21 protein-coding genes and 2 pseudogenes are annotated in these 25,695 nt (G+C 70.7%); 1 reads left to right on the top strand and 22 read right to left on the bottom strand.

Annotated features, from left to right (window positions below; all coding sequences use genetic code 11):
- Positions 1 to 114 precede the first annotated feature (114 nt).
- The 18 genes and pseudogenes from fmt to efp all read right to left on the bottom strand — a co-directional run bounded on the left by fmt (position 115) and on the right by efp (position 20,495).
- Entirely contained in the window at positions 115 to 1,050 is a 936-nt protein-coding gene (gene fmt / locus HMPREF0321_RS01920; RefSeq protein WP_006943736.1) for a methionyl-tRNA formyltransferase, read from the bottom strand.
- Positions 1,051 to 1,125: 75 nt separating this feature from the next.
- Positions 1,126 to 1,971 carry an HAD family phosphatase gene (locus HMPREF0321_RS01915; protein WP_254653960.1) on the bottom strand — a complete coding sequence of 282 codons (846 nt, stop codon included), beginning with the start codon at positions 1,969 to 1,971 and terminating at the stop codon, positions 1,126 to 1,128.
- Positions 1,972 to 2,006: 35 nt separating this feature from the next.
- Positions 2,007 to 4,439 carry a hypothetical protein gene (locus tag HMPREF0321_RS01910; protein WP_040014292.1) on the bottom strand — a complete coding sequence of 811 codons (2,433 nt, stop codon included), beginning with the start codon at positions 4,437 to 4,439 and terminating at the stop codon, positions 2,007 to 2,009.
- A gap of 112 nt (positions 4,440 to 4,551) precedes the next feature.
- Positions 4,552 to 5,769, bottom strand: coding sequence for a methionine adenosyltransferase (metK, locus tag HMPREF0321_RS01905; RefSeq protein ID WP_006943816.1), 1,218 nt, complete (start codon positions 5,767 to 5,769; stop codon positions 4,552 to 4,554).
- A 58-nt stretch (positions 5,770 to 5,827) separates the two neighbouring features.
- On the bottom strand, positions 5,828 to 7,141 hold the full coding sequence (locus HMPREF0321_RS01900; protein ID WP_006943768.1) for a phosphopantothenate--cysteine ligase family flavoprotein: 1,314 nt from the start codon (positions 7,139 to 7,141) through the stop codon (positions 5,828 to 5,830).
- Positions 7,142 to 7,154: 13 nt separating this feature from the next.
- On the bottom strand, positions 7,155 to 7,418 hold the full coding sequence (gene rpoZ, locus HMPREF0321_RS01895) for a DNA-directed RNA polymerase subunit omega (protein ID WP_006943764.1): 264 nt from the start codon (positions 7,416 to 7,418) through the stop codon (positions 7,155 to 7,157).
- A gap of 76 nt (positions 7,419 to 7,494) precedes the next feature.
- Positions 7,495 to 8,061 (bottom strand): guanylate kinase, encoded by a 567-nt coding sequence (gmk, locus tag HMPREF0321_RS01890; protein WP_006943738.1) that lies wholly within the window; start codon positions 8,059 to 8,061, stop codon positions 7,495 to 7,497.
- A gap of 182 nt (positions 8,062 to 8,243) precedes the next feature.
- A complete protein-coding gene (gene pyrF, locus HMPREF0321_RS01885) occupies positions 8,244 to 9,128 on the bottom strand; it encodes an orotidine-5'-phosphate decarboxylase (protein ID WP_006943788.1) in 885 nt (294 codons plus the stop codon).
- Between the two features lie 227 nt (positions 9,129 to 9,355).
- Entirely contained in the window at positions 9,356 to 10,294 is a 939-nt protein-coding gene (locus HMPREF0321_RS01880) for a dihydroorotate dehydrogenase (protein ID WP_006943806.1), read from the bottom strand.
- Positions 10,291 to 11,148 (bottom strand): hypothetical protein, encoded by an 858-nt coding sequence (locus HMPREF0321_RS01875; RefSeq protein WP_131941119.1) that lies wholly within the window; start codon positions 11,146 to 11,148, stop codon positions 10,291 to 10,293. Before HMPREF0321_RS01875 ends, HMPREF0321_RS01880 begins: the two co-directional genes overlap by 4 nt.
- Before the next feature lie 65 nt (positions 11,149 to 11,213).
- Positions 11,214 to 14,522, bottom strand: a complete 3,309-nt coding sequence (gene carB, locus HMPREF0321_RS01870) for a carbamoyl-phosphate synthase large subunit (protein WP_006943748.1) — start codon at positions 14,520 to 14,522, stop codon at positions 11,214 to 11,216.
- Positions 14,522 to 15,721, bottom strand: coding sequence for a glutamine-hydrolyzing carbamoyl-phosphate synthase small subunit (carA, locus tag HMPREF0321_RS01865; protein WP_006943815.1), 1,200 nt, complete (start codon positions 15,719 to 15,721; stop codon positions 14,522 to 14,524). The genes carB and carA overlap by 1 nt, the downstream gene beginning before the upstream one ends.
- Positions 15,718 to 17,023, bottom strand: a pseudogene (locus HMPREF0321_RS01860) (dihydroorotase). The gene carA and the pseudogene HMPREF0321_RS01860 overlap by 4 nt, the downstream one beginning before the upstream one ends.
- Positions 17,020 to 17,961, bottom strand: a complete 942-nt coding sequence (locus HMPREF0321_RS01855) for an aspartate carbamoyltransferase catalytic subunit (RefSeq protein WP_006943772.1) — start codon at positions 17,959 to 17,961, stop codon at positions 17,020 to 17,022. The pseudogene HMPREF0321_RS01860 and the gene HMPREF0321_RS01855 overlap by 4 nt, the downstream one beginning before the upstream one ends.
- A complete protein-coding gene (gene pyrR, locus HMPREF0321_RS01850; protein ID WP_006943833.1) occupies positions 17,958 to 18,584 on the bottom strand; it encodes a bifunctional pyr operon transcriptional regulator/uracil phosphoribosyltransferase PyrR in 627 nt (208 codons plus the stop codon). The genes HMPREF0321_RS01855 and pyrR overlap by 4 nt, the downstream gene beginning before the upstream one ends.
- A 173-nt stretch (positions 18,585 to 18,757) precedes the next feature.
- Entirely contained in the window at positions 18,758 to 19,414 is a 657-nt protein-coding gene (locus tag HMPREF0321_RS16315) for a hypothetical protein (protein WP_006943811.1), read from the bottom strand.
- A gap of 100 nt (positions 19,415 to 19,514) precedes the next feature.
- The gene (gene nusB, locus HMPREF0321_RS01840) at positions 19,515 to 19,931 is read right to left on the bottom strand and encodes a transcription antitermination factor NusB (protein WP_006943739.1); all 417 of its coding nucleotides are present in this window, start codon (positions 19,929 to 19,931) and stop codon (positions 19,515 to 19,517) included.
- A 3-nt stretch (positions 19,932 to 19,934) separates the two neighbouring features.
- Positions 19,935 to 20,495: an elongation factor P gene (efp, locus tag HMPREF0321_RS01835; RefSeq protein WP_006943829.1), complete on the bottom strand. Its 561-nt coding sequence runs from the start codon at positions 20,493 to 20,495 to the stop codon at positions 19,935 to 19,937.
- Between the two features lie 224 nt (positions 20,496 to 20,719).
- Here efp and HMPREF0321_RS01830 point away from each other — a divergent pair, with 224 nt between their 5' ends.
- Complete coding sequence (locus tag HMPREF0321_RS01830) at positions 20,720 to 22,312, top strand: FMN-binding glutamate synthase family protein (RefSeq protein WP_006943752.1); 1,593 nt, start codon at positions 20,720 to 20,722, stop codon at positions 22,310 to 22,312.
- A gap of 10 nt (positions 22,313 to 22,322) precedes the next feature.
- Here HMPREF0321_RS01830 and aroB read toward each other — a convergent pair whose 3' ends face one another.
- The 4 genes and pseudogenes from aroB to HMPREF0321_RS16310 all read right to left on the bottom strand — a co-directional run.
- Positions 22,323 to 23,387: a 3-dehydroquinate synthase gene (aroB, locus tag HMPREF0321_RS01825; RefSeq protein ID WP_006943801.1), complete on the bottom strand. Its 1,065-nt coding sequence runs from the start codon at positions 23,385 to 23,387 to the stop codon at positions 22,323 to 22,325.
- The gene (locus HMPREF0321_RS01820; protein WP_006943742.1) at positions 23,384 to 24,067 is read right to left on the bottom strand and encodes a shikimate kinase; all 684 of its coding nucleotides are present in this window, start codon (positions 24,065 to 24,067) and stop codon (positions 23,384 to 23,386) included. The genes aroB and HMPREF0321_RS01820 overlap by 4 nt, the downstream gene beginning before the upstream one ends.
- Positions 24,064 to 25,290 (bottom strand): chorismate synthase, encoded by a 1,227-nt coding sequence (gene aroC, locus HMPREF0321_RS01815; protein WP_006943800.1) that lies wholly within the window; start codon positions 25,288 to 25,290, stop codon positions 24,064 to 24,066. The genes HMPREF0321_RS01820 and aroC overlap by 4 nt, the downstream gene beginning before the upstream one ends.
- A gap of 8 nt (positions 25,291 to 25,298) precedes the next feature.
- Positions 25,299 to 25,695 (bottom strand): annotated as a pseudogene (locus HMPREF0321_RS16310) (shikimate dehydrogenase); the annotation flags it as partial.

Here is a 25,695-nt window from a genome sequence, read left to right as displayed (position 1 = left end):
CCGGCGCTCCGCTGCGCGCCTCGGCCATCGCGCCCGGGGCCGCCCGTACGTCGTTCGTCACGGCCGCCCTGTCCGCCACTCTGGCGGCTGGAGCCGCTGCCGCCGCGTCGTTCGTCACTCACCGAAGCTCTCCCCTTCGTTCAAACGCAGCCCGCGGGCCCAGTCGGCGGCACGCATGACCTTCTTGCCGTGCGGCTGCACCTCGAGCAGTTCGACGACGCCGCCGAGTGCGCCGGCGAACACCTGCTTCTTCGTGGCGTGCAGCTCGCCGGGTGTCAGCGGCGGGCACCCGTCGGCGTCGGCGAGGCGGCTGCGCAGCAGCTTGACGCGCTCACCACGCAGCATCGCCCACCCCCCGGGCGCCGGAGACGCGCCGCGGATACGGCGGTCGACGGCGAACGCGGGCACCGAGAAGTCGAGACGCACGTCGTCGACATGGATCTTGGGCGCGAGCGAGACACCGTCGCGAGGTTGCGGAATCGGCGTCACGTCACCGTTCGCGAGGGCGTCGAGCGTCGACACGAGCAGGGACGCACCACCTTCGGCGAGGCGTGTCAGCAGGTCGCCGGAGGTGTCGGTGGGGCCGATCGCCTCCGTCATCGTGCCGAAGACGGGCCCGGTGTCAAGCCCCTCCTCGAGCAGGAACGTCGAGGCGCCCGTCACGTCGTCACCGGCCATGAGGGCGTGCTGCACGGGTGCGGCGCCACGCCAGGCGGGCAGCAGCGAGAAGTGCAGGTTGATCCAGCCGTGCCGCGGAATCGCGAGCACCGACGGCGGGATGAGCCCGCCGTACGCGACGATCGGCGCGGCGTCGGGCTCGAGTTCGCGCAGCCGCGCGACGAAGTCGTCGTCGGACGGTTTCGTCGGCGTCAGCACCTCGAGGCCTGCCTCGAGCGCGAGCTCGTGCACCGGCGACGGCGACGTCTTGCGCCCGCGCCCCTGACGCGCCTCGGGGCGCGTCACGACGGCGACGACCTCGTGGGCCGAATCGAGCAGGGCCCGCAACGACGGCAGAGCCGCCTCCGGGGTTCCGGCGAAAACTACGCGCATCGGCTGGTGGGCCCTTCGTCGGTTCGAGCGGGCGGCTCGCGCAGCTCCGCAGGGGGTGAGTCGTGAGGAATCAGTCTAGTGCTGAGCCGCGCCGGCCCCGGCGGTGCCGTCGGGCGTCTCGGACACGCCGGCACTCGTCTGGCGCGGGCCGGCTGACGGCTCCAACGGCAGCCCGCGCAGGCGCAGATCGTCGCGCAGGGTGTCGGGGTCGGTGAACAGGATCGCGTCGAGGCCGGCTTGCTCGGCCCCCATGACGTTGGCGGCTGAGTCGTCGATGAAGACGGCGTCGCTCAACCCGCCGCGGTGGCGCGTCACCTCTTCGAGGATCTCCCAGATCTCCGGGTCGGGCTTCGTCACGCCCTCCTCGCCGGAGACGATGATCTCCTCGAACAGGTCGAGCACGTCGCCGTGCAGCGAACGGGCGACCTCGAACAGCTCGGCGCTGAAGTTGGTCAGCGCGAACAGTGGCACACCCGCCTCAGCGAGTTCGCGCACGATGGCGACGCTGCCCGCGATCGGCTCGGCGATGGCGAGGTGGAAGTTGTCGATGTAGGCCTGCGCCGCGGCCGTGTGGTGCGGGTGTCGCTCGTCGATCTCGGCGACGATCTCGCGCCACGCGCGCCCGCCGTCAGCGGCGAGGTTGTGTGCGAAGAAGTCGAGTTCGGGGTCGGTGAGCAGCGCTGTCGCCGCGTCCTCGCCGACGGCGTCGAGCAGTGCCGCGCGCGGCTGCCAGCGCACGAGCACGTTGCCGATGTCGAACACGACCATGTCGACCGGGCTCGGCTGCGGCGCGTCACCCAGGTCGGCGAGGCTCGCGAGGTCGCCGGCGTCGGGGCCGTCGAGGTCGTCGAGGTCGATCGCCCGGGCGCGGCGGCCGGCACTCGAGGTGAGGCCGCTCGTGAGGTTAGGTCCAGACATCATGGCGCCACCGTAGCGGGCGGAGCGGCTCGGGCTCGTCATGCCAGGCCGTCCAGGAGTGGGTCGAGGCGCACCGTGACGACGGGTTCGCGCGCGGCTGAGCGTGACGCGGTGAGGGCGCGCAGCAGCGCCGGGACGTCTGCATCGGTCGGGTCGTTCCACCGCGCGAGGAAGCGCACGAGCGACTCGTCGTCGTCCGACGACGTGGCCTGACGCTGGGGCGTCGCCCGGTCGAACACGTGCCGGCGCCGCAGCGGCAGCGGGCCGAGGACGCCGACGCTGACGTCGTGCTCGCGCGCCGCCTTCTCGAGCGCTTCGGCGTACCGAGCGGCCGCGCGTCGCGGGCCCTCGAGCGCTGCCATCCGCGTGGCGGGTGGCAGCATCACCTCGGCGCGCTCGGCGAGTTCACGCGCCGCGAACCACCGCGGCGCCCAACGCACGAGCGCCTCGACGGCGGGAAACGGCACGTGCCGGGGCACGCCCGCAAGGTAGACGACGCCGCCCGTCGACGCCGGGCGCACGAGGCCCGCCGCGGCGCACCAGTGCGTGAGGGCACGCTGACCGGCGTCGAGCCCGCCCCGGTCGAGCAGGGCCCATGCGTCGAGCAGGATCGCGGCGCTGTACCCGTTCTCGGCGACGGGTTCAGCACCGGGGGTGCAGATGACGAGCGCGGGCTCGTCGGGCACGCTCGCGAGCACGTCCGGCGCCCCGGAGCGCCGCACCGGCACCCCGGGAAACGCACGGCCCAGTTCTTCGGCGGTGCGTCCGGCCCCGATCGTCAGCGACCGGATCTCGTGGCTGCCGCACTCGGGGCAGGTCAGCACGTGCGCGACGTGGCCGCACCACCGGCAGGTCGGGGCGCTGTGCTCGCCGTCGAGCCCGAGCGGCCCGTGGCACACGTCGCAGGTCGACTTCGTGCGGCACCGGGCGCACGCGATCGTCGGGATGTACCCGCGGCGCGGCACCTGGACGAGCACCGGCCCGTCCTGCAACGCGCGGGTCGCGCCCTGCCATGCCTCGGCGGGGATGCGCGCGCGGGCTGCGGCGCCGTGACGCTCGACGCTGCGGTCGTCGCCCGTGACGACGACGCGCGCGCTCGTGCGTTCGACCGGGTCGACGGGGACACTGACGCCGGCCTCGACCTGGGCCTGCACCCGCACCGACGGCACGGCGCCCGCGCTCAACAGGGCGGCCGGGGCGAGGTCGGCGCGAGTCTCGAGCACGGCTCCGACGTGCGGATACGGCGCGTGCGGGTCGACGTGAAGGGTGTCGGCGTCGTCCCACCACACGACGAGGCCGAGGTCGGGCACCGGAGCGAACATCGCCGCGCGCGTTCCGACGACGACATCGGCGAGGCCGCGCAGCGCCTTGAGAAACGCGGTGTAGCGGGCCTGCGGACCCATGTCCGCCGTGAGGGTGACGACCTGATCGTCGCTCAACCGGGCCGAACACGCCGCGGCGACGCGATCGACATCCCGCCCGTCGGGCACGACGACGACGGTGCAACGCCCAGAATCGCGCACCGCTGCCGCGGCGTCCGCGACGGCGGCAGGCCAGGCATCCGGGCCGAACAGCCCGGGCGCGACATCCCAGGAACCACGCGGGTTCTCCCCCGCGGCAAGATGCGTGAGCAGGCTCAATCCCCCGGCGTAGTGACGCCACGCGCTGAGCGGCGCCGGCGCACTGGCCGCCACCGCGCCGCTCGTCGCATGACTCGTCGAGGCCATATCATCGCCCGGTGTAGGCCCGTCGGCCGCAACCGCGCCGCTGGACGTCGCGCTCGTCGAGGCATGCCCGCCGCACGACGCGAGCGCCTCGCCAGGAGCAGCCTCGTTATCAGCGACAGCCGCACCATCATGGGCAGCAGCGCCGCCCGTGACAGCCGAAGCCTCGTCGTCAGGCTCAGCCGGCACAGCCGAAGCGGCGTCAGGACCAGCGTTCCCGGCCTCAGCCACCTCGGGCATCGATCGATCCGCCGCCGACGCCTTCGCCATCCGCTCGTCGAGGGCCTTCTCGGCGCGTGCGTGCCGCGGTGGGATCGCGAGGCGCAGGACATCGGAGACGGTGCCGCCCATGCGAGCGGCGACGGCTTGCGCCACCTGCCAGATGTGCTCGGTGAGCACGGCCTCGGGCGACACGACGGCGAGCAGCGGGCTCAGCGTGCCGGTGAACTCGGGGGTCTCGCGCACGCCGACGACGTACCCGGTGATGCGCTTGCCGTGGAAACGCACCTTGACGGCGACGCCGAAGCGCACGTCATCGGCCAGTTCGGCGGGGATGCGGTACTCGAACTCGCGGTCGAGGTGAGGCACCTCGAGCATCGGCCAGACGACGGCGACCCGTTCGCTCCCACCGTCGCGCGTAGCAGCCTTCGCGCTGCCCGCATCGTCCCCGCGTGCCTTGGCGCGCACGGCGTCGCGCAGCAGCGCGAGTTGTTCGCTGCTCGCGGCGTGCACGTCGTCGCTCGTCATGACCTCATCTCTACACGAGTGCTCCGACAACCCCGGCATCCCGGGAGTTTCGGGGCCTGAAAGCAACCGTGCCGCGGCCCGATCGAGCGGGTCACGGCACGGATCACGCCTCTCAGCCGGCCGCGCGCTGCAGCTCTTCGATGCGGTTCGTCTGCTCCCACGTGAAGGGGTTCTCGACGCCGTCGGCGCTCGTGCGACCGAAGTGGCCGTACGCGGCCGTCGGCTGGTAGATGGGGCGCAGCAGGTCGAGCGCGTCGACGATAGCGGCCGGACGCAGGTCGAACGTGTCCGCGATGGCCTTCTGGATGACGTCGAGCGGCTTCGTCTCCGTGCCGAAGCACTCGACGTAGAGGCCGACGGGCTGCGCCTTGCCGATGGCGTACGCGACCTGCACCTCGCAGCGCTTCGCGAGGCCCGCAGCGACGACGTTCTTCGCCACCCAGCGCATCGCGTACGCAGCCGAACGGTCGACCTTCGACGGGTCCTTCCCGGAGAAGGCGCCGCCGCCATGGCGGGCCATGCCGCCGTAGGTGTCGACGATGATCTTGCGGCCGGTGAGGCCCGCGTCGCCCATCGGGCCACCGATGACGAACTTGCCGGTCGGGTTGATGAGCTGACGCATCTCGTTCGTGTCGAGTGTGACGCCGCTCGCCGCGAGCTCCGCGATGATGGGCTCGATGACGTGACGCGTGATGTCGGGCGTGAGCTGGCCGTCCAGGTCGATGCCGGCGTCGTGCTGCGTCGACAGCACGAGCGTGTCGAGCGCGACGGCCTTGTCACCGTCGTAGGAGATCGTCACCTGCGTCTTGCCGTCGGGGCGCAGGTAGTCGAGGTCGCCGTTCTTGCGGACGCTCGTCAGGCGCTCGGAGAGGCGGTGCGCGAGGTGGATCGGCAGCGGCATGAACTCGGGCGTGTCGTCGCACGCGTAGCCGAACATGAGGCCCTGGTCGCCCGCGCCCTGGCTGTCGAGGGGGTCCTCGCCGCCGCCGACGCGGTGCTCGTGAGCGCTGTCCACGCCCTGCGCGATGTCCTCGGACTGAGCGCCGATCGAGACGGAGATGCCGCAGCTGTGGCCGTCGAAACCCTTTTCGGACGAGTCGTAGCCGACGTTCGTGATCACCTTGCGCACGAGCTTCGCGACGTCCGTGTACCCCTCGGTGCGCACCTCGCCGGCGACGTGGACGAGACCCGTCGTCACCATCGTCTCGACGGCCACGCGGGCCTGCGGGTCCTGACGCAGCATGTCGTCGAGAATCGCGTCACTGATCTGGTCGCAGATCTTGTCGGGGTGGCCCTCGGTGACGGATTCGGACGTGAAGAGACGAGACAACGGAATGACTCCTTAGGGCAGCGGCTGCTGGCTGGGTGCGACGCACCCATCGTTGATGTTACTGAGAGGGGACGAGGTCGGCGACGAGATCGAGCAGCGCCGCCGCGATGTGAGACTTGGGCGCCGGGCCGACCGTGACGACGTCATCACTGCCGCGGCGCAGCAGGTGAGCCGTCGACGAATCCTGAGCGAACGTCACGCCGTCGCCCACCTCGTTGGCGACGAGGACGTCGCAGCCCTTGCGGGCCAGTTTCGCGCGGGCGTGGTGGAGAACATCGCCGTCAGCGTCACCCGTCTCGGCCGCGAAGCCGACGATGACACGGCTCGACACGTTCGTCGACGCGGCTGTCGGCTGGAGCTCTGCATCACGCTGACGCACCGCCTCGGCGAGGATGTCCGGGTTGCGTACGAGGGTGATGACGGGCGCCGAGTCGTCGCCGTGGGTCTTCTTGATCTTGGCGTCCGCGACGTGGTCGGGACGGAAGTCGGCGACCGCGGCCGCCATGACGAGGACGTCGGGCGTCGCGGCGAGCACCGCGTCACGCATCTGAAGGGCGCTCTCGACGCTGACGACGCGGACGCGCTGCGCGAGGTCGGCCGGGGGCTGCATCGTCGTGACGAACGTGACGTCGGCGCCGCGATCGGCGGCCGCCGCCGCAATGGCGAAACCCATCTTGCCGCTGCTGCGGTTGCCGAGGTAACGCACCGGGTCGATGGCCTCGCGCGTGCCGCCGGCGGTGACGAGCACGGTCCGGCCGGCCAGAGCGCCTGACGGGGTGACGGCGTCCTCCTCGCGCCCGGTGGTCTCGGCCAAGCCACCCGCGGTGGCGCCGCCACGTCGCTCTCCGCTCGCCGCAGCCGCGAGGGCCGCGTCACGGATGACGTCGGGGTCGGGCAGGCGCCCGGCGCCGGTGTCGGCGCCCGTCAGCCGCCCGGACGCGGGCTCGACGATCGTCGCGCCACGCGAGCGCAGCGTCGCGACGTTCGCCTGCGTCGCGGGGTGCAGCCACATCTCGGTGTGCATCGCCGGCGCCATGACGACGGGGCAGCGCGCCGTCAGCAGGGTGTTGGTGAGCAGGTCGTTCGCCATGCCGGCCGCGGCCTTGGCGAGGACGTCGGCCGTCGCGGGGGCGACGACGACGAGGTCGGCGTTCTGCCCGAGCCGGACGTGCGGAACCTGCGCGACGTTCTCGAACACGCCTGTCTGCACGGGCTTGCCGGAGAGTGCCTCCCACGTCGGGGCGCCGACGAACTCGAGCGCTGACGCGGTGGGCACGACCGTCACGTCGTGGCCGGCTTCTGTGAAAAGACGAAGGAGCAACGCCGCCTTGTAGGCAGCGATGCCCCCTGTCACACCGAGAACGATGCGCATGTGCGAGATCGACTCAGGCTTCGAGCTTCTCGATGGAGAGCAGGCCCTCGTTCATCTCGCGCAGCGCGATGGAGAGCGGCTTGTCCTGCGGCTGGGCGTCGACGAGCGGGCCGACGTTGTCGAGCAGGCCGTCGGCGAGCTGGCTGTAGTAGCCGTTGATCTGACGGGCGCGCTTGCTCGCGTACGTGACGAGGGCGTACTTGCTGTCCGCGATCTCGAGCAGGTCGTCGATGGGCGGGTTGGTGATGCCGATGGGCTCGGCCTTCGTTCCGGACATGTGTCCCTCTTCTCCTCGGGGCGCGTGGCCGCCGTCGCTGCGCGTGATGCGCGGCGCGCGGGCAGGCGAACGTGCCTCAGTGTTCAGGTGTTCTCATCAATGATACGAGTTCTTCGGAGGCACGCCGAACATCGTCGTTGACGATGACGTGGTCGAACTCGCTCTGCGCCGCGAGTTCGACCTTCGCGGTCTCGAGGCGGCGCTCACGCTCTTCGGGGGTTTCGGTGGCGCGGCCGACGAGTCGGCGAACGAGTTCGTCCCAGCTCGGCGGCGCGAGGAAGACGAAGAACGCATCGGGGGCGTTCTGCTTGACCTGACGCGCGCCCTGCAGGTCGATCTCGAGCAGCGGGAGGCGGCCGTCGGCGATGGCCTGCTCCACGGGCGCCTTCGGCGTGCCGTACGACGCCCGACCGTGGACGATGGCGTGCTCGAGGAAACCACCGTTCGCGGCCATCTCGGCGAACTCGTCGTCCGTCATGAAGTAGTAGTGGACACCGTCCACCTCACCCGGACGTGGCGGGCGCGTCGTCGCTGACACCGACAGCCACACCTCGGGATAGTGCTCGCGGATGTACGCGGCCACCGTCCCCTTGCCGACAGCCGTCGGCCCGGCCAGAACGACCAGTCGTGCACTCACCGCCATGCCCTTTCGTCAACGCCCGCCCCGATCAGCGGTTCGCTCATCCTTTCACATGGGTGCGCGCACCACACGAGCGTCATCTCAGGTCGCACCGACGCCGCCGATCTGCCGATCGGTGCGGTTCTGCACCGTCTGGGGAGCGCCGGCACAAGTCGGCCCGGGCGCCTCGCGATGCCTGTCTCCGCTCAGCGGAGGCCGGCCACCGACTCACGCGTGCGCTCGACGGCGGCGACGAGCCCGTCGACGGAGGGGCCAGCCTTGAGGACGTCGCGTGACGTCGTCGGGATGACGCGTGAGATGGACTCGCCGAACACCGATCGCATCGACTCGACGGTGCCGCCCTGTGCGCCGAAACCGGGCGCGAGGATCGGCGCGTTCGAGGCAGCGAGAGCGCCACCCAGACCGAGGTCGTCGAGGGCCGAACCGATCGTTGCGCCCATGACGAACCCGATGTGGCCCCACTCCCCTCGCGCTGCCGCGTCGGCGTTGTCGCGCGTCGCGGCGGCGACGATGTCGCCCGCCACGGTGCCGCCCGGCGTGACGGCGTGCTGCACGCCCGCACCCTCCGGGTTCGACGTCAGCGCGAGCACGAACACGCCGCGCCCGGTGTCACGCGCGAGATCGAGCGCCGGCCGCAGCGACTCGTATCCGAGGTACGGGCTCACGGTGATGGCATCCGCGGGTTCCGGCGCATCCTTGCCGAGGAACGCCTCGCCGTACGCCGTCATCGTCGTGCCGATGTCGCCGCGCTTCACGTCGAGGATGACGAGCGTTCCCGCCGCGCGCAGCTCAGCGGTCACACGCTCCAGCAGCGCCACCCCCCGCGCGCCGAACACCTCGAAGAAGGCGGACTGCGGTTTCACCGATGCGACCCGCCCACCGAACGCCTCGACGCACGTCAGCGCGAACCGCTCGACACCGGAGTAGGAGTAGTCGAGCCCCCACGACTCGACGAGCGAGCGGTGCGGGTCGATGCCGACGCACGCCGGCCCGAAGCGCGCCTGCGTCGCCGCGAGCCGAGCGCCGAAACCAGCACCGTCAAGTGCAGCGGGTTCAGCAGATGTGGTCATGGGAACCTCCGTGAAGATGAAACATGAACAGGAAAGGACTTCGGCCCTGGCTGCCTCGCGCACGAGCCCGGCCGCCGTGGGCCGTTCGAGGATGAGGCCCAGCGCGCCTGGATGACATGGTTGCCGGCGTCACGCACGAGCCGAACCGCCGTCGATCGCACACGCGGTATGCGCGCGCTTCCATGGGGTGGCGGTCGCCCTCGTCCACGACCACACGGCGCGTCACGTCACGCATGCGCCGCCCCGACGAGCCCGGCGACGGTGAGATCGCGCTCGGCGAGGAAACCGGCAAGCCCGTCCCGCAGCGTCACCCCGGCGCGTGGATCGCGGAAGAGCGCCGAACCCACCTGGACGGCCGAAGCTCCCGCGGCGAGCGCCTGCACGACGGCGTCGAGGCTCGCGATACCTCCCCCGGCGATGATGGGTGCCGTCGGCAACCGACCGGCCACCATGGCGGCCTTCACCTCGAACACGCCACCGACCGTCAGCGGCAGCAACGCCGGCCCGGCCATCGCAGCACGGGTGCCCGCGCGCGGGCGCAGCGTCGTCACGTCGATGCTGGAGGCGACCGGAGCGTGCCCGAGCACGAGTGCGTCAGCACCCGACTTGAGGCAGGCGCGCGACAACTCGACGAGGTCGGTACCGAGCGTCAGCTTCGCCGCGAGCATGACGTTGCGCGGCAGGTGCTCCCGCACGCGCGCGATCACCTTCGTCACTGCGTACTCGTCGCCGGCGAACGCTCGCCCGTTGTTCGCCTCGTTGGCGACCGAGAGATTGACCTCGACGCCGAGCACCCCACGCAGCGCCGTCCGTCGCCGTACGGCCGCGGCCGCGTCGGCGAAGTCGCCGCTCGTCGCACCCGCGATGGAGACGATGACGGGTGTCGGCGCCGTCACCTCCCACGGCAGACGCGTCGCGCTGAGCGAGTTCGCGCCGACGTTGGGCGTGTCGTGCGGGTGCACGATCCCTGACGGCGATTCGACGATGACGCGTTCGCGCGACGCGTCCTGCGCCTCCACCGTCAGCGACGGCGTGACGAGCGCACCGAACGCGCCGAGCCCACCCCAGCGCACGAGTTCGTGCCCGTACCCCGCACACCCAGAAGCCGCGATGAAGGGTGAGTCGAGCTTGTTCAACCCCAGCGTCGTCGAGAGTGCCCCGCTCATGCCGAGACCTCGAGCAACTGCGCCCACGCCATCCGATCGGCGGGCAGGACGGGCCCTTCGGTGCAGCAACGCACGGGCGTCACCTCCCCGGCCGCGTTCGCGACGGGCAGCGCGCACGCCCTGCACAACCCGGTTCCACAGGGCATCGGCACGCCGAACGCGGCCTGCACGGGAACCGAATGCCGTTGCGCCGCAGCGGTGATCGCGGCCAAGGACGTCACGTCGCCACTCGCATACACGAGGGCCGTCTCGTGCTGACGCAGCGTCGCATCCAGCGCCACCTGCATGCGGTACGCGAGGTCCTCCCCCGCGCCCGCGTCGGGCACCACCGTCGTGACGCTGCCGACGAGCCGTCGCGCCTCGATGACGCCGAGGAGCCGACGCTCGTCCTCACCGCCGATGACGACCCGCGGTACCTGGCAGCCCGCGCGGCGCAGCGTCTCGACGAGCCACCCCGTCGACGCCGCGCCCGCCCCGACCGCTGCGACGACGACGGGCACCGGGTTCGTCGGAATCGGGAAACCGCGTCCGAGCGGGCCGAGGATGCTCACCTCGTCGTGCAGGCGCCGCGCAGCCAGCCACGCCGAACCGGCGTCCGCATCGGGGTCGACGACGACCTCGACGGTGCCGCCGTACGTGCCGCTCGGCGTCACCGAGCGAAGCGGCAGGGCACGGCGCGTCACGATGGCGGAGGCGTCATCCCCGACGGCGAGCGAGACGAGCTGCCCCGGTCGCGCGAGTTCGGCGATGCCCGCCGCGACGAACGTGTGCGCGACGAACGCGCCGACACGTCGCGTCGAGATGAGTTCACCGGTGACGGCGACGACGTCCTTGGGCTCTCGGGAGCCACTCACGGCACCCTCGTCACCCGAGGTCGTCGCAGCCGTCACCGGCGTCGATCCGGCGATGTCGACCTGCCTCAGCGCGTGCCGTACATGTCGAGGCCGCGTGCGTGCTCCTGCAGCGACTTCACCGCGTACGAGCCGTGCATGCTGGCCTCGATGGCCTGCACGGCGGCCGCGAGCTCCTGCACCGTCGTGAGGATCGGCGCGTTCATCGACGTCCCTGCCGCGCGGATCGCGTAGCCGTCAGCGCGTGCATCCGACCCGGACGGCGTGTTGACGATCATCGCGACCTCGCCGTCGAGGATCTGCGACACGATCGTCTTCTCCCCGTCCGGCCCGGGGCCTTCGGAGTGCTTGCGCACCACGGTCGAGGCGATTCCGTTGCGGCGCAGCACATCCGACGTCCCGGGCGTCGCGAGGATCTCGAAGCCGAGGTCGACGAGACGCTTGATCGGGAACAGCATCGCGCGCTTGTCGCGGTTCGCGCACGAGACGAACACGGTGCCTGACGTCGGCAGCCCCTGCCCTGCGCCGAGCTGCGCCTTGGCGAACGACGTGGCGAAGTCGGCGTCGATGCCCATGACCTCACCCGTGGAGCGCATCTCCGGCCCGAGCAGCGAGTCGACGACCTGCCCCTCGGCGGTGCGGAAGCGCTGGAAGGGCAGCACGGCCTCCTTGACCGCGACGGGCGCGTCCATCGGCAGCTTCGCGCCGTCGCCGCTCGGCGGTAGCAGCCCTTCGGTGCGCAGGTCGGCGATCGAGGCGCCGAGCATGACGCGCGCCGCGGCCTTCGCGAGCGGCACAGACGTCGCCTTCGCGACGAACGGGACGGTGCGCGAGGCACGCGGGTTGGCCTCGAGGACGTAGAGCACGTCTTGCGCGAGCGCGAACTGCACGTTCATCAGGCCGCGCACGCCGATGCCCTGCGCGAGCGCCAGCGTCGAGGCGCGCACGCGCTCGAGCTCTTCGGTGCCGAGGGTCGCGGGCGGCAGGACGCACGCGGAGTCACCGGAGTGGATGCCGGCCTCCTCGACGTGCTCCATGATGCCGCCGAGGTACATGTCCTCGCCGTCGAAGAGCGCGTCGACGTCGATCTCGATCGCCTCGTCGAGGAAGCGGTCCACGAGCACGGGGTGCTCCGGCGACGCCGTCGTCGCGCGCGTGACGTAGCCGCGCAGCGTCTCGTCGTCGTAGACGATCTCCATGCCGCGCCCGCCGAGCACGTAGCTCGGGCGCACGAGCACGGGGTAGCCGATCTCGCGGGCGACCTCGATGGCCTCCTCGGCCGAGAAGGCGATGCCGTGACGCGGCGCGGGCAGCTTCGCGTCGGCGAGCACGCGCCCGAACGCGCCGCGGTCCTCCGCCAGGTCGATGGCCTCCGGCGAGGTGCCGACGATCGGCACCCCCTCGTCCTTGAGCGCCTTCGCGAGCCCGAGCGGCGTCTGACCGCCCAGCTGGACGATGACGCCCGCGATCGGGCCGGCCTCGCTCTCGGCGTGGACGACCTCGAGCACGTCCTCGAGCGTCAGCGGCTCGAAGTACAGGCGCGAGCTCGTGTCGTAGTCCGTCGAGACGGTCTCGGGGTTGCAGTTGACCATGATCGTGTCGTACCCGGCGTCACGCAGCGCGAACGAGGCGTGCACGCACGAGTAGTCGAACTCGATGCCCTGACCGATGCGGTTCGGGCCCGATCCGAGGATGATGACGGCCGGCTTCTCGCGCGACAGCACCTCGCTCTCCTCGTCGTAGGAGGAGTAGTAGTACGGCGTCTGGGCGGCGAACTCGGCGGCGCACGTGTCGACCGTCTTGTAGACCGGGCGCACGCCGAGGGCATGACGCACGCCGCGCACGACGTCCTGCTTCATGCCCGTCAGCTGCGCGATCTGGGCGTCGGAGAAACCGTGCTTCTTCGCCAGGCGCAGCAGGTCGGGCGTCAGCTGGGGCGCCGCCGCGATCTCGGACGCGACGTCGTTGATGAGCTGCATCTGGTCGAGGAACCACGGGTCGATCTTCGTCGCCTCGTGCACCTCCTCGACGCTGAGGCCCGCGCGCAGCGCCTGCTGCACGAGGACGATGCGTCCGTCCGTCGGCTGCTTGGAGCGCTCGAGGATCTCGAGTGCCTCGTCGCGGCTCGTCACCTCGCTCGCCGGATCCCAGTGGAACTGGCCGTCGCTGCGTTCGATCGAGCGCAGCGCCTTCTGCAGCGCCTCGGTGAAGTTGCGGCCCAGCGCCATCGCCTCGCCGACGGACTTCATCGTCGTCGTCAGCGTGCGGTCGGCGGCGGGGAACTTCTCGAACGCGAAGCGCGGCACCTTGACGACGATGTAATCGAGCGTCGGCTCGAAGCTCGCCGGGGTCTCGGCGGTGATGTCGTTCGGCACCTCGTCGAGCGAGTAACCGATGGCCATCTTCGCGGCGATCTTCGCGATCGGGAAGCCGGTCGCCTTCGACGCGAGCGCCGAGGAACGCGACACGCGCGGGTTCATCTCGATGACGATCATGCGCCCGTCGGCCGGGTTGATGGCGAACTGGATGTTGCAGCCACCGGTGTCGACGCCGACCTCGCGGATGACGGCGATGCCGACGTCGCGCATGCGCTGGTACTCGCGGTCGGTGAGCGTCAGAGCGGGAGCCACGGTGATCGAGTCACCGGTGTGCACGCCCATCGGGTCGAAGTTCTCGATCGAGCAGACAACAACGACATTGTCGACGTTGTCCCTCATCACCTCGAGCTCGTACTCCTTCCACCCGAGGATCGACTCCTCGAGCAGCACCTCGGTCACGGGGCTCGCCTGCAGGCCCGCGCCGGCCATGCGGCGCAGATCGGTCTCGTCGTAGGCGAAGCCGGAACCGAGGCCGCCCATCGTGAACGACGGGCGCACGACGACGGGGTAGCCGAGGTCGTCGGCGGCGGCGAGCACCTCGTCCATCGTGTGGCAGATGTGGCTCTTGGCCGATTCGGCGCCACAGCGCTCGACGACGCCCTTGAACTTCTCACGGTCCTCGCCGAGCTCGATCGCCTCGACGTTGGCGCCGATGAGCGGGCAGCCGTACTTCTCGAGGACGCCGTTCTTGTGCAGCGCGATCGCGGTGTTGAGCGCGGTCTGACCACCGAGGGTCGCGAGCACCGCGTCCGGGCGCTCCTTGGCGATGATCGATTCCACGATCTCCGGCGTGATCGGCTCGACGTACGTGACGTCGGCCGTCTCCGGGTCGGTCATGATCGTCGCCGGGTTCGAGTTGACGAGGATGACGCGCAGGCCCTCCTCGCGCAGGACGCGGCAGGCCTGCGTCCCCGAGTAGTCGAACTCGGCGGCCTGACCGATGACGATCGGGCCGGAGCCGATGACGAGGACGCTCTTGATGTCGGTGTTCTTGGGCATCAGGCGTTCACCTTCTGGTTGTCGCTCATCATCTCGACGAAGCGGTCGAACAGGTACGCCGCGTCGTGCGGGCCGGCCGCGGCTTCGGGGTGGTACTGGACGGAGAACGCCGGGATGTCGAGGCAACGCAGGCCTTCGACGACGTCGTCGTTGAGGCACACGTGCGAGACCTCGACGCGCCCGAAGCTCGTGCCGTGTTCGGCGTCGCTGGGCGCCTGCGTCGATCCCTCGATCGGGGCGTCGACGGCGAAGCCGTGGTTCTGCGCGGTGATCTCGACGGTGCCGCTCGCCTTGTCGAGCACCGGCACGTTGATGCCGCGGTGGCCGTACTTCAGCTTGTACGTGCCGAACCCGAGCGCGCGCCCGAGCAGCTGGTTGCCGAAGCAGATGCCGAAGTACGGGATGCCGGCCGCGAGCACGTCGCGCAGCAGCTCGACCTGCGGCGCCGTCGCCGGGTCGCCGGGGCCGTTCGAGAAGAACACGCCGTCGGGGTTGATCGCCGTGATGTCGTCGAGCGCCACCGTCGCCGGCAGCACGTGCACCTCGATGCCACGCTCGCTCATCATCCGCGGCGTGTTCGACTTGATACCGAGGTCGACGGCCGCGACGGTGAACTTCTTCTCACCCTTCGCCTCGACGACGTATGCCTCCTTCGTCGCGACCTCGGATGCGAGCTCGGAGCCCTCCATCTGCGGGGCGTTCTTCACCGCGTCGAGCAGGTCGGCGTCGCTGTTCGCGGCGTCCGCACCCGAGAACACACCGACGCGCATCGCGCCGCGCTCGCGCAGGTGGCGCGTCAGGGCGCGTGTGTCGATGTCGCAGATACCGACGATGCCCTGCTCGGCGAGGTCGTCCTCGAGGGTGCGCACCGAGCGCCAGCTCGACGGGCGGATGGCGGGGTCGCGCACGACGTAGCCGGCCACCCAGATCTTGCCCGACTCGTAGTCCTCGTCGTTCATGCCCGTGTTGCCGACGTGCGGGGCCGTCATGACGACGACCTGCTTGTGGTAGCTCGGGTCCGTCAGCGTCTCCTGGTAGCCGGACATGCCGGTCGAGAACACGGCCTCACCGAACGTCGTGCCGATCGCGCCGTAGCTGCGGCCGCGGAAGATGCGTCCGTCCTCGAGGACGAGGCAGGCCGGTTCGCGCGAGACGAACGCACTGGCGCGCTTCGTCGTGGCGGGGGTGGTGTCGTTCACTGCTGAACCTCTCCGTCGTGGAAGGTGCGACGTCCGCGCAGGTACGTCGAGACCACAGCGCCCTCGAGCGTGCGGCCGTGCCAGGGGTTGTTGCGGGAAAGCGACTTCGAGTCGTCCTTGTTCACCGTGACGGTGACGGACGGGTCGAAGAGCGTGATGTTGGCGGGTGCGCCGGCGACGAGGCCCTGGCCGTGCGAGCCCAGCCGGGCGATCGCGGCGGGCTTCGTCGACATCGCATCGGCGACCTGTTGCCACGTCATGCAGCCCGTGGCGACCATCGTCGTGTGGACGACGGCGAGCGCCTGCTCGAGGCCGAGCATGCCGAACACGGCGTCCGCGAACGCGTGCTCCTTGTCGTGGCGCGCGTGCGGCGCGTGGTCGGTCGCGACGATGTCGATCGTGCCGTCGGCGAGCGCCTCGCGCACGGCCTCGATGTCCTCGCTCGGGCGTAGCGGCGGGTTGACCTTGTAGACCGGGTCGTAGCTCTCGACGAGGTCCGTCGGCAGCATGAGGTGGTGTGGGGTGGCCTCCGCGGTCACGGCGATGCCGAGCGACTTCGCCCAGCGCAGCACCTCGACGGTGCCCGCCGTCGACGCGTGCGCGACGTGGACGCGGCTGCCGGTGTGGCGCGCGAGCATGACGTCACGCGCGACGATGACCTCCTCCGCGACGCCGGGCCAACCGGGCAGACCGAGACGTCCGGAGATCTCACCCTCGTGGCAGCAGGCCTGGCCGTCCGCGAGGTTCGGGTCCTGCGCATGCTGGCTGACGACGCCGTCGAACGCCTTGACGTACTCGAGCGCGCGACGCATGAGGCGGCTGTCGTGCACGCACTTGCCGTCGTCGGAGAAGACCCGGACGGCGGCGCGCGAGCGGGCCATGAGGCCGAGCTCGGCGAGTTCCTCGCCGGCGAGGTTCTTCGTCACGGCGCCGATGGGGTGGACGTCGACGAGCCCGACGCGCTCCCCCAGCTCGGCGATGCGCTCCGCGGCCTCGGCGGTGTCCGTCGCGGGGTTCGTGTTGGCCATCGCGAAGACGGACGTGAAGCCGCCGGCTGCGGCAGGCCGCCGAACCCGTCGCGATCGTCTCGGCGTCCTCTCGGCCCGGTTCGCGCAGGTGGGTGTGCAGGTCGACGAGGCCGGGCAGCGCGACGAGTCCGTCGGCGTCGACGCGCGTCGCGCCGGCGGCGTCGAGGTTCGTACCGATCTCGGCGATGGCGCCGTCACGCACGAGGATGTCGGCCGCGCCGGTGCCGACGACGTCGGCGCCGGTGATGAGAACGGGGCCTGCGTGGTCGCTCATGCCTGAGCTCCTTCCGTCGAGTTCGAGGCGAGTAGGTGGTACAGGACGCTCATGCGCACGGCGACGCCGGCGCTCACCTGGTCGAGCACCTTCGAGCGTGCTTCGTCGGCGGCGTCGGGGCTGATCTCGAGGCCTCGGTTCATCGGGCCCGGGTGGCAGATGACGGCATGCTGCGGCAGCAGCGCGAGGCGGTCGCGCGTCAGGCCATACCCGACGGTGTACTCGCGCGGCGTCGGGAAGTAGCCGCCGGACATGCGTTCGCGCTGCACGCGCAGCATCATGACGGCGTCGACGTGCGGCAGCACGGCGTCGAGGTCGTAGCTGACGTCGAAGCCGTCGCGCGCAGCCCAGGCGGCGATGCCGGACGGCATGAGCGTCGGCGGCGCGACGAGCGTGACGTGCGCGCCGAGGGTCTTGAGCAGGATGAGGTTGGAGCGCACGACGCGACTGTGCGTGAGGTCACCGACGATCGCGACGTGCTTGCCCTCGAGCGTGCCGAGCTGCGCCTGCATCGTGTAGGCGTCGAGCAGCGCCTGCGTCGGGTGCTCGTGGGTGCCGTCGCCGGCGTTGACCACCATGCAGTCGACCCACTGGCTCACCTGCAGCGGCGCTCCGCTGCGGTTGTGGCGGATGACGAGGCCGTCGACGCCCATGGCCGCGACCGTCATCACGGTGTCGCGTAGCGACTCGCCCTTGCTGACGCTCGAGCCCTTCGCACTGACGTTGATGACGTCCGCAGACAGCCATTTCCCGGCGATCTCGAAGGAGCTGCGGGTGCGCGTCGAGTCCTCGAAGAACAGGTTGACGACGGTGCGTCCGCGCAGCGCGGGCAGTTTCTTGACCTCGCGGTTCTGCACGTCGTGCATGGCGGCGGCCGTCTCGAGGATCATCTCGGCGTCGTCGTGGGTGAGGTCGGCGGCCGACAGCAGGTGCTTCACGACGCGTCCTTTCGCTGCTGCGGCGCGGCGGGGCCGCTGATGCGCACCTCGTCGCTGCCGTCGGTCTCGGCGACGCGCACGCGCACGTGCTCGCTCGTCGCCGTCGGCAGGTTCTTGCCGACGTGATCAGCGCGGATCGGCAGTTCGCGGTGGCCGCGGTCGACGAGGACGGCGAGGCGGACGGCCTTGGGGCGCCCGAGGTCGCCGAGCGCGTCGAGGGCTGCGCGCACGGTGCGTCCGGAGAAGAGAACGTCGTCGACGAGGACGACGGTGCGCCCGTCGATGCCGGCTGCGGGGATGTCGCTCTGATGCGCCACACGGGCGGGGTTGGCACGCAGGTCGTCGCGGTACATCGTGACGTCGAGCGTGCCGACGGGAATGTCGATGCCCTCGACGTCCTTGAGCGCGTCCGCCAGGCGGCGGGCGAGGTGCGCGCCACGCGTCGGGATGCCAAGCAGGACGAGATCGTCCGCGCCCTTGTTGCGTTCGAGGATCTCGTGAGAGATGCGGCGCAGAGCGCGACCTATCTCGGGGGCCGACAGGACCACGCGGCCGTCGTCGGGAGTGGTTCGTGATGTCGAGACGTCCCCGTCACCGGGTACGCCGAGAGCGTCGCGCGTCATGCGCAGGCCTCCTTCGCCGCCTCACAGGACGGATCGTTAAAGGATGATTCCGCTGCCCACCTTATCGCGCCTCGCTGGCCACGCCTGACCGGCGTCGTCCTGTTGGGACCCCGGCACTCGGCCTAATGACCTGCTCTTGGCAGTCTCCGAGATCGGACACCGTGAATGAACGTTCAGAACTCGACGAAGCGCGCCGCGTCGTCACCGGCCGGGGCGGGCAGGTCATCGATGCCGCCGTGCCGCAGCGCTGCTTCTCGCGACGCGGCCCCGATGTTGTCTAGCTCCAGCGACTGGACGAGCCGGTCGAACGCGCGCGGATGCGTCAGCCGCAGCACGGGCACCCCCTCCGGCGCAGCCTCCCAACGGCGCATGCGCTCGCGTTTGCGCGCGAACGATGAGAAGTGCCACCGCACGATGGAGTTGCGCGAGAACAGCTGTCGCACGCTCTCCGTGTTCCCGTTGCACACGGGCGTGCGAGTGGTGAGGCGATGGACGCAGCGGCGCACGAGGCGGGAGAGGGTGAGGGCACGCGAGTAGTCGAGCGCGATGACGACCTGCGCCCGCTCGAGCATGACGTCCCTCCAGGCGCCGTACGCCGAATCGACGACCCAGCCCTGTGCGCTCGCCATCTGGTGCGCCAGAGCCCGCTGCTCATCCTGCGGACGCTCGATCCAACCGGGCAGCCACCCGACCTCGTCGTCGACGAGGTGGACGGGCAGCCCCAGGGCAGCGCCGAGCCGCGCCGCGGCCGTCGACTTGCCCGATCCCGTGACGCCGTACAACAGCACTCGCTGCGCGTGTTCGACATCGGAGAGGGAGGCGACGGGCATGATCCGAGCATATCGGGGCACTCAGGCCCACGCGAGCGACATGACACGACCCACCCGCGCGAACGGGTGGGTCGTGTCATGTGAGTGGTGGACGGGGCCGTCAGTCGACGATGCTCGACTTCACTTCGGACAGCTTGGTCAGCAGACCACCGATGAACTGCGGCGAGTTGTCGGTCGACAGCTCGGTCGCGAGGTTCTTGGCCTCGGAGACGGCGACGCCGTCGGGCACGTCGTCGACGTAGAGCACCTCGTAGGCCGCGACGCGCAGCAGCGCGCGATCGACGGCGGGCATGCGATCGAGCGTCCAACCGCGTGCGTACGTCTCGAGCGCTTCGTTGATCGTGCGCCAGTGGTCGACGACGCCGCGCACGAGCACCGCGGTGTACTCCGGCAACGGAGCCGGCGTCACGGGCGCGAGGACGCGCTCGTCGAGCAGGTCCTTCGCGTTGATCTCACGCTGCTCGGCTTCGAACAACAGGTCGAGGGCGCGCTTGCGCGCCTTGGTGCGAGCACCCATCGATCAGGAGACGCGGCCGAGGTAGGAGCCGTCGCGCGTGTCGACCTTGACCTTCGTGCCCTGCTCGAGGAACAGCGGCACCTGGATCTCGGCGCCCGTCTCGAGCGTCGCGGGCTTCGTGCCACCGGTGGAGCGGTCGCCCTGCAGGCCCGGCTCGGTGTGCGTGATCTCCAGGACGACGGACGCAGGCAGCTCGACGTAGAGGACGGTGCCGTCGTTCTGCGCGACGATCGCCTCTTGGTTCTCGAGCAGGAAGTTCGCGGCGTCGCCGACGGCGGTGGCCGGGATGTTGATCTGGTCGTACGTCTTCGTGTCCATGAACACGTAGTCGTCGCCGTCCTTGTAGAGGTACTGCATGTCGGAGCGGTCGACGTTGGCCGTCTCGACCTTGACGCCGGCGTTGAACGTCTTGTCGACGATCTTGCCGCTCATGACGTTCTTGAGCTTCGTGCGGACGAAGGCCGGGCCCTTGCCGGGCTTGACGTGCTGGAACTCGACGACGGACCACAGCCCGTTGTCGATCTTGAGAACCATGCCGTTCTTGAGGTCGTTCGTGCTCGCCATGGAGATCCGCCTTCGTTCATCGGGCAGCGCCAGGGCTCGTCGGCCCCGTGAACGCCCACCCGGGTGATGCCGCTGCGGACGGTGATCCGCGCGGCCGGTCAACAATCGCCCGCGCAGGCGCACGGGCATCAGCATCAAGTCTATCGTGTGAGCGCACCTCCCCCGATCGACGTTCCACACCTGCGCGTGATGCATTTCACGTCGAGCCTCGCCATACTGGGCGCATGAAGTGGACTCGCCTCGTAGCCGCCCTGCCCGCACTCGGCACGGCCGGTGTCGCCGCCTACGACCTCACGCAGAAGAACCACTCGCTGCTGCGCAACTTCCCCGTCCTCGGCCACGCGCGCTACGCGATCGAGCTGATCGGCCCCGAGATGCGGCAGTACATCGTCGCCGGCAACGACGAGGAGCGCCCGTTCAGCCGCGACCAGCGCGCCTGGATCTACCGCTCGGCCAAGGGCGTCAACAACTACGTCGGCTTCGGCACCGACAACGACCTCGAGAGGAACGAGGGCTACCCGATCGTCAAGCACCGCACGTTCGCGCAGTCGCATGCCGCGGAGACCGACGACCACGCCATCCCCTGTGCGAAGGTGCTCGGCGGCGCCCGCGGACGCGCCAAGGCGTTCCGTCCGCGCTCGGTCGTCAACGTCTCCGCGATGAGCTTCGGCTCGCTCTCCGGCGCGGCGATCACCGCGCTCAACAAGGGCGTCGCACTCGCCGGGGCGATGCACAACACCGGCGAGGGCGGGTTGTCCACCTATCACCGAAGCGGCGGCGACCTCATCCTGCAGATCGGCACCGGCTACTTCGGCTGCCGCGACGAAGACGGCCACTTCGACCTCGACAAGCTCGTCACCGTCGTCGAGTCGGCGCCCGTCAGGGCCATCGAGATCAAGCTCTCCCAAGGCGCCAAACCGGGCCTCGGCGGCGTCCTGCCCGGCGCGAAGGTGACGAAGGAGATCGCCGACATCCGCGGCGTCCCGCAGGGCGAGACCGTCGTCTCGCCGTCACGGCACACCGCGTTCCACGACATCGACTCGATGCTCGACCTCGTCGAGACGATCGCCGAGCGCACCGGCCTGCCCGTGGGCATCAAGTCGGCCGTCGGCGAGATGGGTTTCTGGCAGCAGCTGACGGCAGCGATGTCGAGCGTCGACGGCCCGCGCCGCGGAGTCGACTTCGTGACGATCGACGGCGGCGAGGGTGGCACGGGTGCGGCGCCCGTCGTGTTCTCCGACTCGGTCGCGCTCCCCTGGGCCGTCGGCTTCTCGCGCGTCTACGCCCTGTTCGCGGAGGCCGGCCTCACCGACGACGTCGTGTTCATCGCCTCCGGCAAGCTCGGCCTGCCGATCACGGCGGCGCAGGCGTTCGCGATGGGGGCCGACATGATCAACGTCGCGCGCGAGGCGATGCTGTCGATCGGCTGCCTGCAGACGCAGAAGTGCCACGAGGACACCTGCCCGACGGGCGTCGCGACGCAGAACGCGTGGCTCGCGCACGGCCTTGACCCCGAGCTCAAGAAGGTTCGCCTCGCGAACTACCTCGTCGCGCTGCGCAAGGACCTGCTGAAGATCAGTGACGCCGTCGGCGTCGCGCACCCCGGTCTGCTGACGCCCGACGACGTCGAACTGCTCGACGGGATGCGCAAGGGCACCGGCCTCGCCGACGTCTTCGGCTACCAGCCCGACTGGGGGCGCCTCGGCGACGAACTGGCGCGCGAGATCACCGACATCATGGTCGCCGGCGACTTCGAGAACGCCGGCACCGCCGCCGGTGACCGCGAGACGGCGAAGAAGGAGCAGCCGACGCGCTGAACGGTGCGTCTCAGCCAGTCACCGCGTCGAAGGCTGCGCGCAGCTGCTCGCGCGTCGGGCCTTCGAGGCGGTGGACGTCGCCGATGCCGTGCAGGACGACGAAGCGCAGCGTCGTGCCGCGCGTCTTCTTGTCACGCCCCATGACGGTGAGCATCTCGTCGAAGTCACCGCCCGCGTACGTCGTCGGCAGCCCGAGCGAGGTGATGACGGCGCGCTGCCGCTCCACATCGTTGCGCCCGAGCACGCCTGCCGCGCAGGCCAGTTCGGCGGCGAACACGCAGCCGACGGCGACGGCGTCACCGTGTCGCCAGGTGTAGTTCTCGAGCTGCTCGATGGCGTGCGCGAATGTGTGGCCGTAGTTGAGGATCTCGCGCAGGTTCGATTCCTTGAGGTCGGCCGCCACGACCGAGGCCTTGACGCTGATGGCCCGCTCGACGAGTTCCACGAGCTGCGGGCTCGTCACGTCGAGGCACGCAGCCGGGTCGGCCTCGACGAGTTCGAGGATCCGTTCGTCGCGGATGAAACCGCACTTGACGACCTCTGCGAGCCCGGCCGCGACGTCGCGTTCGGGTAGCGTCCGCACCGTGGCGAGGTCGGCGAACACGGCGAGCGGCTCGTGGAACGCGCCGACGAGGTTCTTGCCCTCGGCGATGTTGATGCCGGTCTTGCCGCCGACCGCCGCGTCGACCATCGCGAGCACCGTCGTCGGCACCTGGATGACGCCCACGCCGCGCAGCCACGACGCGGCAACCCAGCCGGCGAGGTCGGTCACCGCTCCCCCGCCGACGCCGACGACGACGTCGGTGCGCGTGAAGCCGGCTCGCGCCATGACGCCCCACAGGCGCGCGCTCACCTCGATCGTCTTGGCAGCCTCGCCGTCGGGCACGACCTCGCGCACGACGTCGATGCCGCGGCCACGCAGCGCTTCTTCGACGCGGTCGGCAATCGCCGTCACCGCCGCCTGCTCGACGATCAGTGCCCGCGCCACCCCGGCCGGGACGGTGCCCGCGAGGTCTTGCAGCACCCCCTCGCCGATGTGCACGGCATACGCGGTTCCCACACTGATGATGCTCATGGCGTCTCTCCTTCGTCGCGGCGCGTCCGGCCGCCTCGTGTGGCCCCGAGGATGCGTCGTCGCGCGATCGTCGCCGCCACCGAAGACGGCAACGGGCGCTTTCCACCGGTCGAGACGGGTGTCTCGCGCTCGGCCGCGACGAGCGCCTCGATGATGCGCGTGGCCGACGCACCCGTCGTCCCGCGCGAGGTGTCGACGGTGACCGTCGCGACCTCCTCGTACAGCCGTCGGCGTTCGGCGAAGATGCGCCGCCACGTGTCGATGCCACCGTTCGCGAGGATCGGGCGCGTCACGTCGCCGCGGATGCGGTAGCCGGCGTTGCGTTCGTCGACGGTCAGGTAGACGACGGTGTGCTCGCGCAGCGCCGCCCGCGTCGAGTCGTCGAGCACCGCCCCGCCACCGAGCGCGAGGACTCCGTCGAATGTGCCGAGCTGCTCGGTGATGACGTCGCGCTCGACCTCGCGGAACGCGGCCTCGCCGTGCGTCGCGAAGTAGTCACTGATCGAGCAGCCGAGGCGTTCGACGATGAGCGCGTCGCTGTCGCGCAGTTCGACGCCCCAGCGCGCCGCGAGGGAGCGCCCGACGGACGACTTGCCGGACGCCATCGGCCCGACGAGCACGGCGCGGGGACGCGGGTGGTGGCGCTCGGCGTCAGCCGCAGGCGTCGCTGGCGCGCTCACTCCCACGTCGTGAGCAGATCGGGGATGTTGGCGAGGTAGCTCTCGAGGTTGCGCCGCGTCTCGGCGACCGAGTCTCCACCGAACTTCTCGACGCACGCCTCGGCGAGTACGAGCGCGACCATCGCCTCCGCGACGACGCCAGCCGCCGGAACGGCGCAGACGTCGGAACGCTGGTGGATCGCCGTCGCGGCCTCACCCGTCGCGACGTCGACGGTCGCGAGCGCCCGCGGCACCGTCGAGATGGGCTTCATCGCGGCGCGCACCCGCAGCACGTCACCGGTCGACATGCCGCCCTCGGTGCCACCGGCACGGTTCGACTGGCGACGGATGACGCCGTCGTCACCGCGCACCATCTCGTCGTGAGCGGCCGAACCGCGGCGCGCGGCCGTCGTGAACCCGTCACCGATCTCGACACCCTTGATCGCCTGGATGCCCATCATCGCGGCGGCGAGGCGCGCGTCGAGGCGGCGGTCCCAGTGTACGTGCGAGCCGAGGCCCGGGGGCAGACCGTAGGCGCAGACCTCGACGACGCCGCCGAGCGTGTCGCCCGCCTTCTTCGCCGCGTCGATCTCGGCGACCATGCGCGCCGAGCCGTCGGCGTCGAGGGTGCGCACGGGGTCGGCGTCGAGGGCCGCGACGTCGTCGGGGTGCGGCAGCGGTGAGTCGTCGGCGACGGCGGCCGTCCCGACGGCGACGGTGTGCGAGACGAGCCGGATGCCGTAGGCCTGCTCGAGGAAGCGCGCGGCGACCTCACCGAGGGCGACGCGCGCCGCGGTCTCGCGCGCGGAGGCGCGTTCGAGGACGGGGCGGGCGTCGGCGAAGCCGTACTTCTGCATGCCGACGAGGTCGGCGTGGCCGGGGCGCGGGCGCGTCAACGGCTTGTTGCGCGCGATCTCCTTCTCGGCGTTGACGTCGTTCGACGCCTCGTACGCGGATGCCTCGACCGGATCGGGCGACATGACGGTCTCCCACTTCGGCCATTCGCTGTTGCCGATCTGCAGCGCGAGCGGCGAACCGAGCGTCACGCCGTGACGCAGGCCGCCGACGAACGTCACGACGTCCTGCTCGAACTTCATGCGGGCGCCGCGCCCGTAGCCGAGGCGACGGCGCGCGAGGGCGTCGGAGATGTTCTGCGACGTCACCTCGACGCCGGCGGGCAGCCCCTCGATGACGCCCATGAGGGCCGGGCCGTGCGATTCACCTGCGGTCAACCAACGAAGCATGCGGCCGATCATTTCACGGCGGCGCGCCCGGCCTCCATCATGTCCGCGATGGGGGCAGTGTGGCCGGTGAACAGCTCGAACTGTGCCGCGGCCTGGTGCACGAGCATGTCGAGGCCGCTGACGACGGTCGCACCGCGCGCGCTCATCGTGCGGGCGAATGCCGTCGGCCAGTCGGCGTAGACGACGTCGAGGACGAACGGCCCGCCGGCCGCGCCGATGCGCAACGACGGGGCGTCGACGACGCGCGCAGCGAGGGCGTCCGCGCCCCCGGCCGGGGACGTCTGGACGACGAGCAGCGCCATGCCGACCGCCCACGCCGCGTCCTCGTCGTCCTCGCGCACGACGCGGGCGCTCATGCCGAGCGAGCGCGCCAGTGCCAGCGTCTCGGGGCGCGCCCGCGCGCGC

Source organism: Dermacoccus sp. Ellin185 (assembly GCF_000152185.1).
GTDB lineage: Bacteria > Actinomycetota > Actinomycetes > Actinomycetales > Dermatophilaceae > Dermacoccus > Dermacoccus nishinomiyaensis.
This window is presented reverse-complemented; position numbering and strand designations above follow the sequence as displayed.

Coding starts and splice junctions, on each gene's coding strand:
- fmt (WP_006943736.1), bottom strand. CDS start 1,050: ATGCGCGTAGTTTTCGCCGGAACCCCGGAGGCGGCTCTGCCGTCGTTG.
- HMPREF0321_RS01915 (WP_254653960.1), bottom strand. CDS start 1,971: ATGATGTCTGGACCTAACCTCACGAGCGGCCTCACCTCGAGTGCCGGC.
- HMPREF0321_RS01910 (WP_040014292.1), bottom strand. CDS start 4,439: ATGACGAGCGACGACGTGCACGCCGCGAGCAGCGAACAACTCGCGCTG.
- HMPREF0321_RS01900 (WP_006943768.1), bottom strand. CDS start 7,141: ATGCGCATCGTTCTCGGTGTGACAGGGGGCATCGCTGCCTACAAGGCG.
- rpoZ (WP_006943764.1), bottom strand. CDS start 7,418: ATGTCCGGAACGAAGGCCGAGCCCATCGGCATCACCAACCCGCCCATC.
- gmk (WP_006943738.1), bottom strand. CDS start 8,061: ATGGCGGTGAGTGCACGACTGGTCGTTCTGGCCGGGCCGACGGCTGTC.
- pyrF (WP_006943788.1), bottom strand. CDS start 9,128: ATGACCACATCTGCTGAACCCGCTGCACTTGACGGTGCTGGTTTCGGC.
- HMPREF0321_RS01880 (WP_006943806.1), bottom strand. CDS start 10,294: ATGAGCGGGGCACTCTCGACGACGCTGGGGTTGAACAAGCTCGACTCA.
- carB (WP_006943748.1), bottom strand. CDS start 14,522: ATGCCCAAGAACACCGACATCAAGAGCGTCCTCGTCATCGGCTCCGGC.
- pyrR (WP_006943833.1), bottom strand. CDS start 18,584: ATGACGCGCGACGCTCTCGGCGTACCCGGTGACGGGGACGTCTCGACA.
- HMPREF0321_RS16315 (WP_006943811.1), bottom strand. CDS start 19,414: ATGCCCGTCGCCTCCCTCTCCGATGTCGAACACGCGCAGCGAGTGCTG.
- nusB (WP_006943739.1), bottom strand. CDS start 19,931: ATGGGTGCTCGCACCAAGGCGCGCAAGCGCGCCCTCGACCTGTTGTTC.
- efp (WP_006943829.1), bottom strand. CDS start 20,495: ATGGCGAGCACGAACGACCTCAAGAACGGCATGGTTCTCAAGATCGAC.
- HMPREF0321_RS01830 (WP_006943752.1), top strand. CDS start 20,720: ATGAAGTGGACTCGCCTCGTAGCCGCCCTGCCCGCACTCGGCACGGCC.
- aroB (WP_006943801.1), bottom strand. CDS start 23,387: ATGAGCATCATCAGTGTGGGAACCGCGTATGCCGTGCACATCGGCGAG.
- aroC (WP_006943800.1), bottom strand. CDS start 25,290: ATGCTTCGTTGGTTGACCGCAGGTGAATCGCACGGCCCGGCCCTCATG.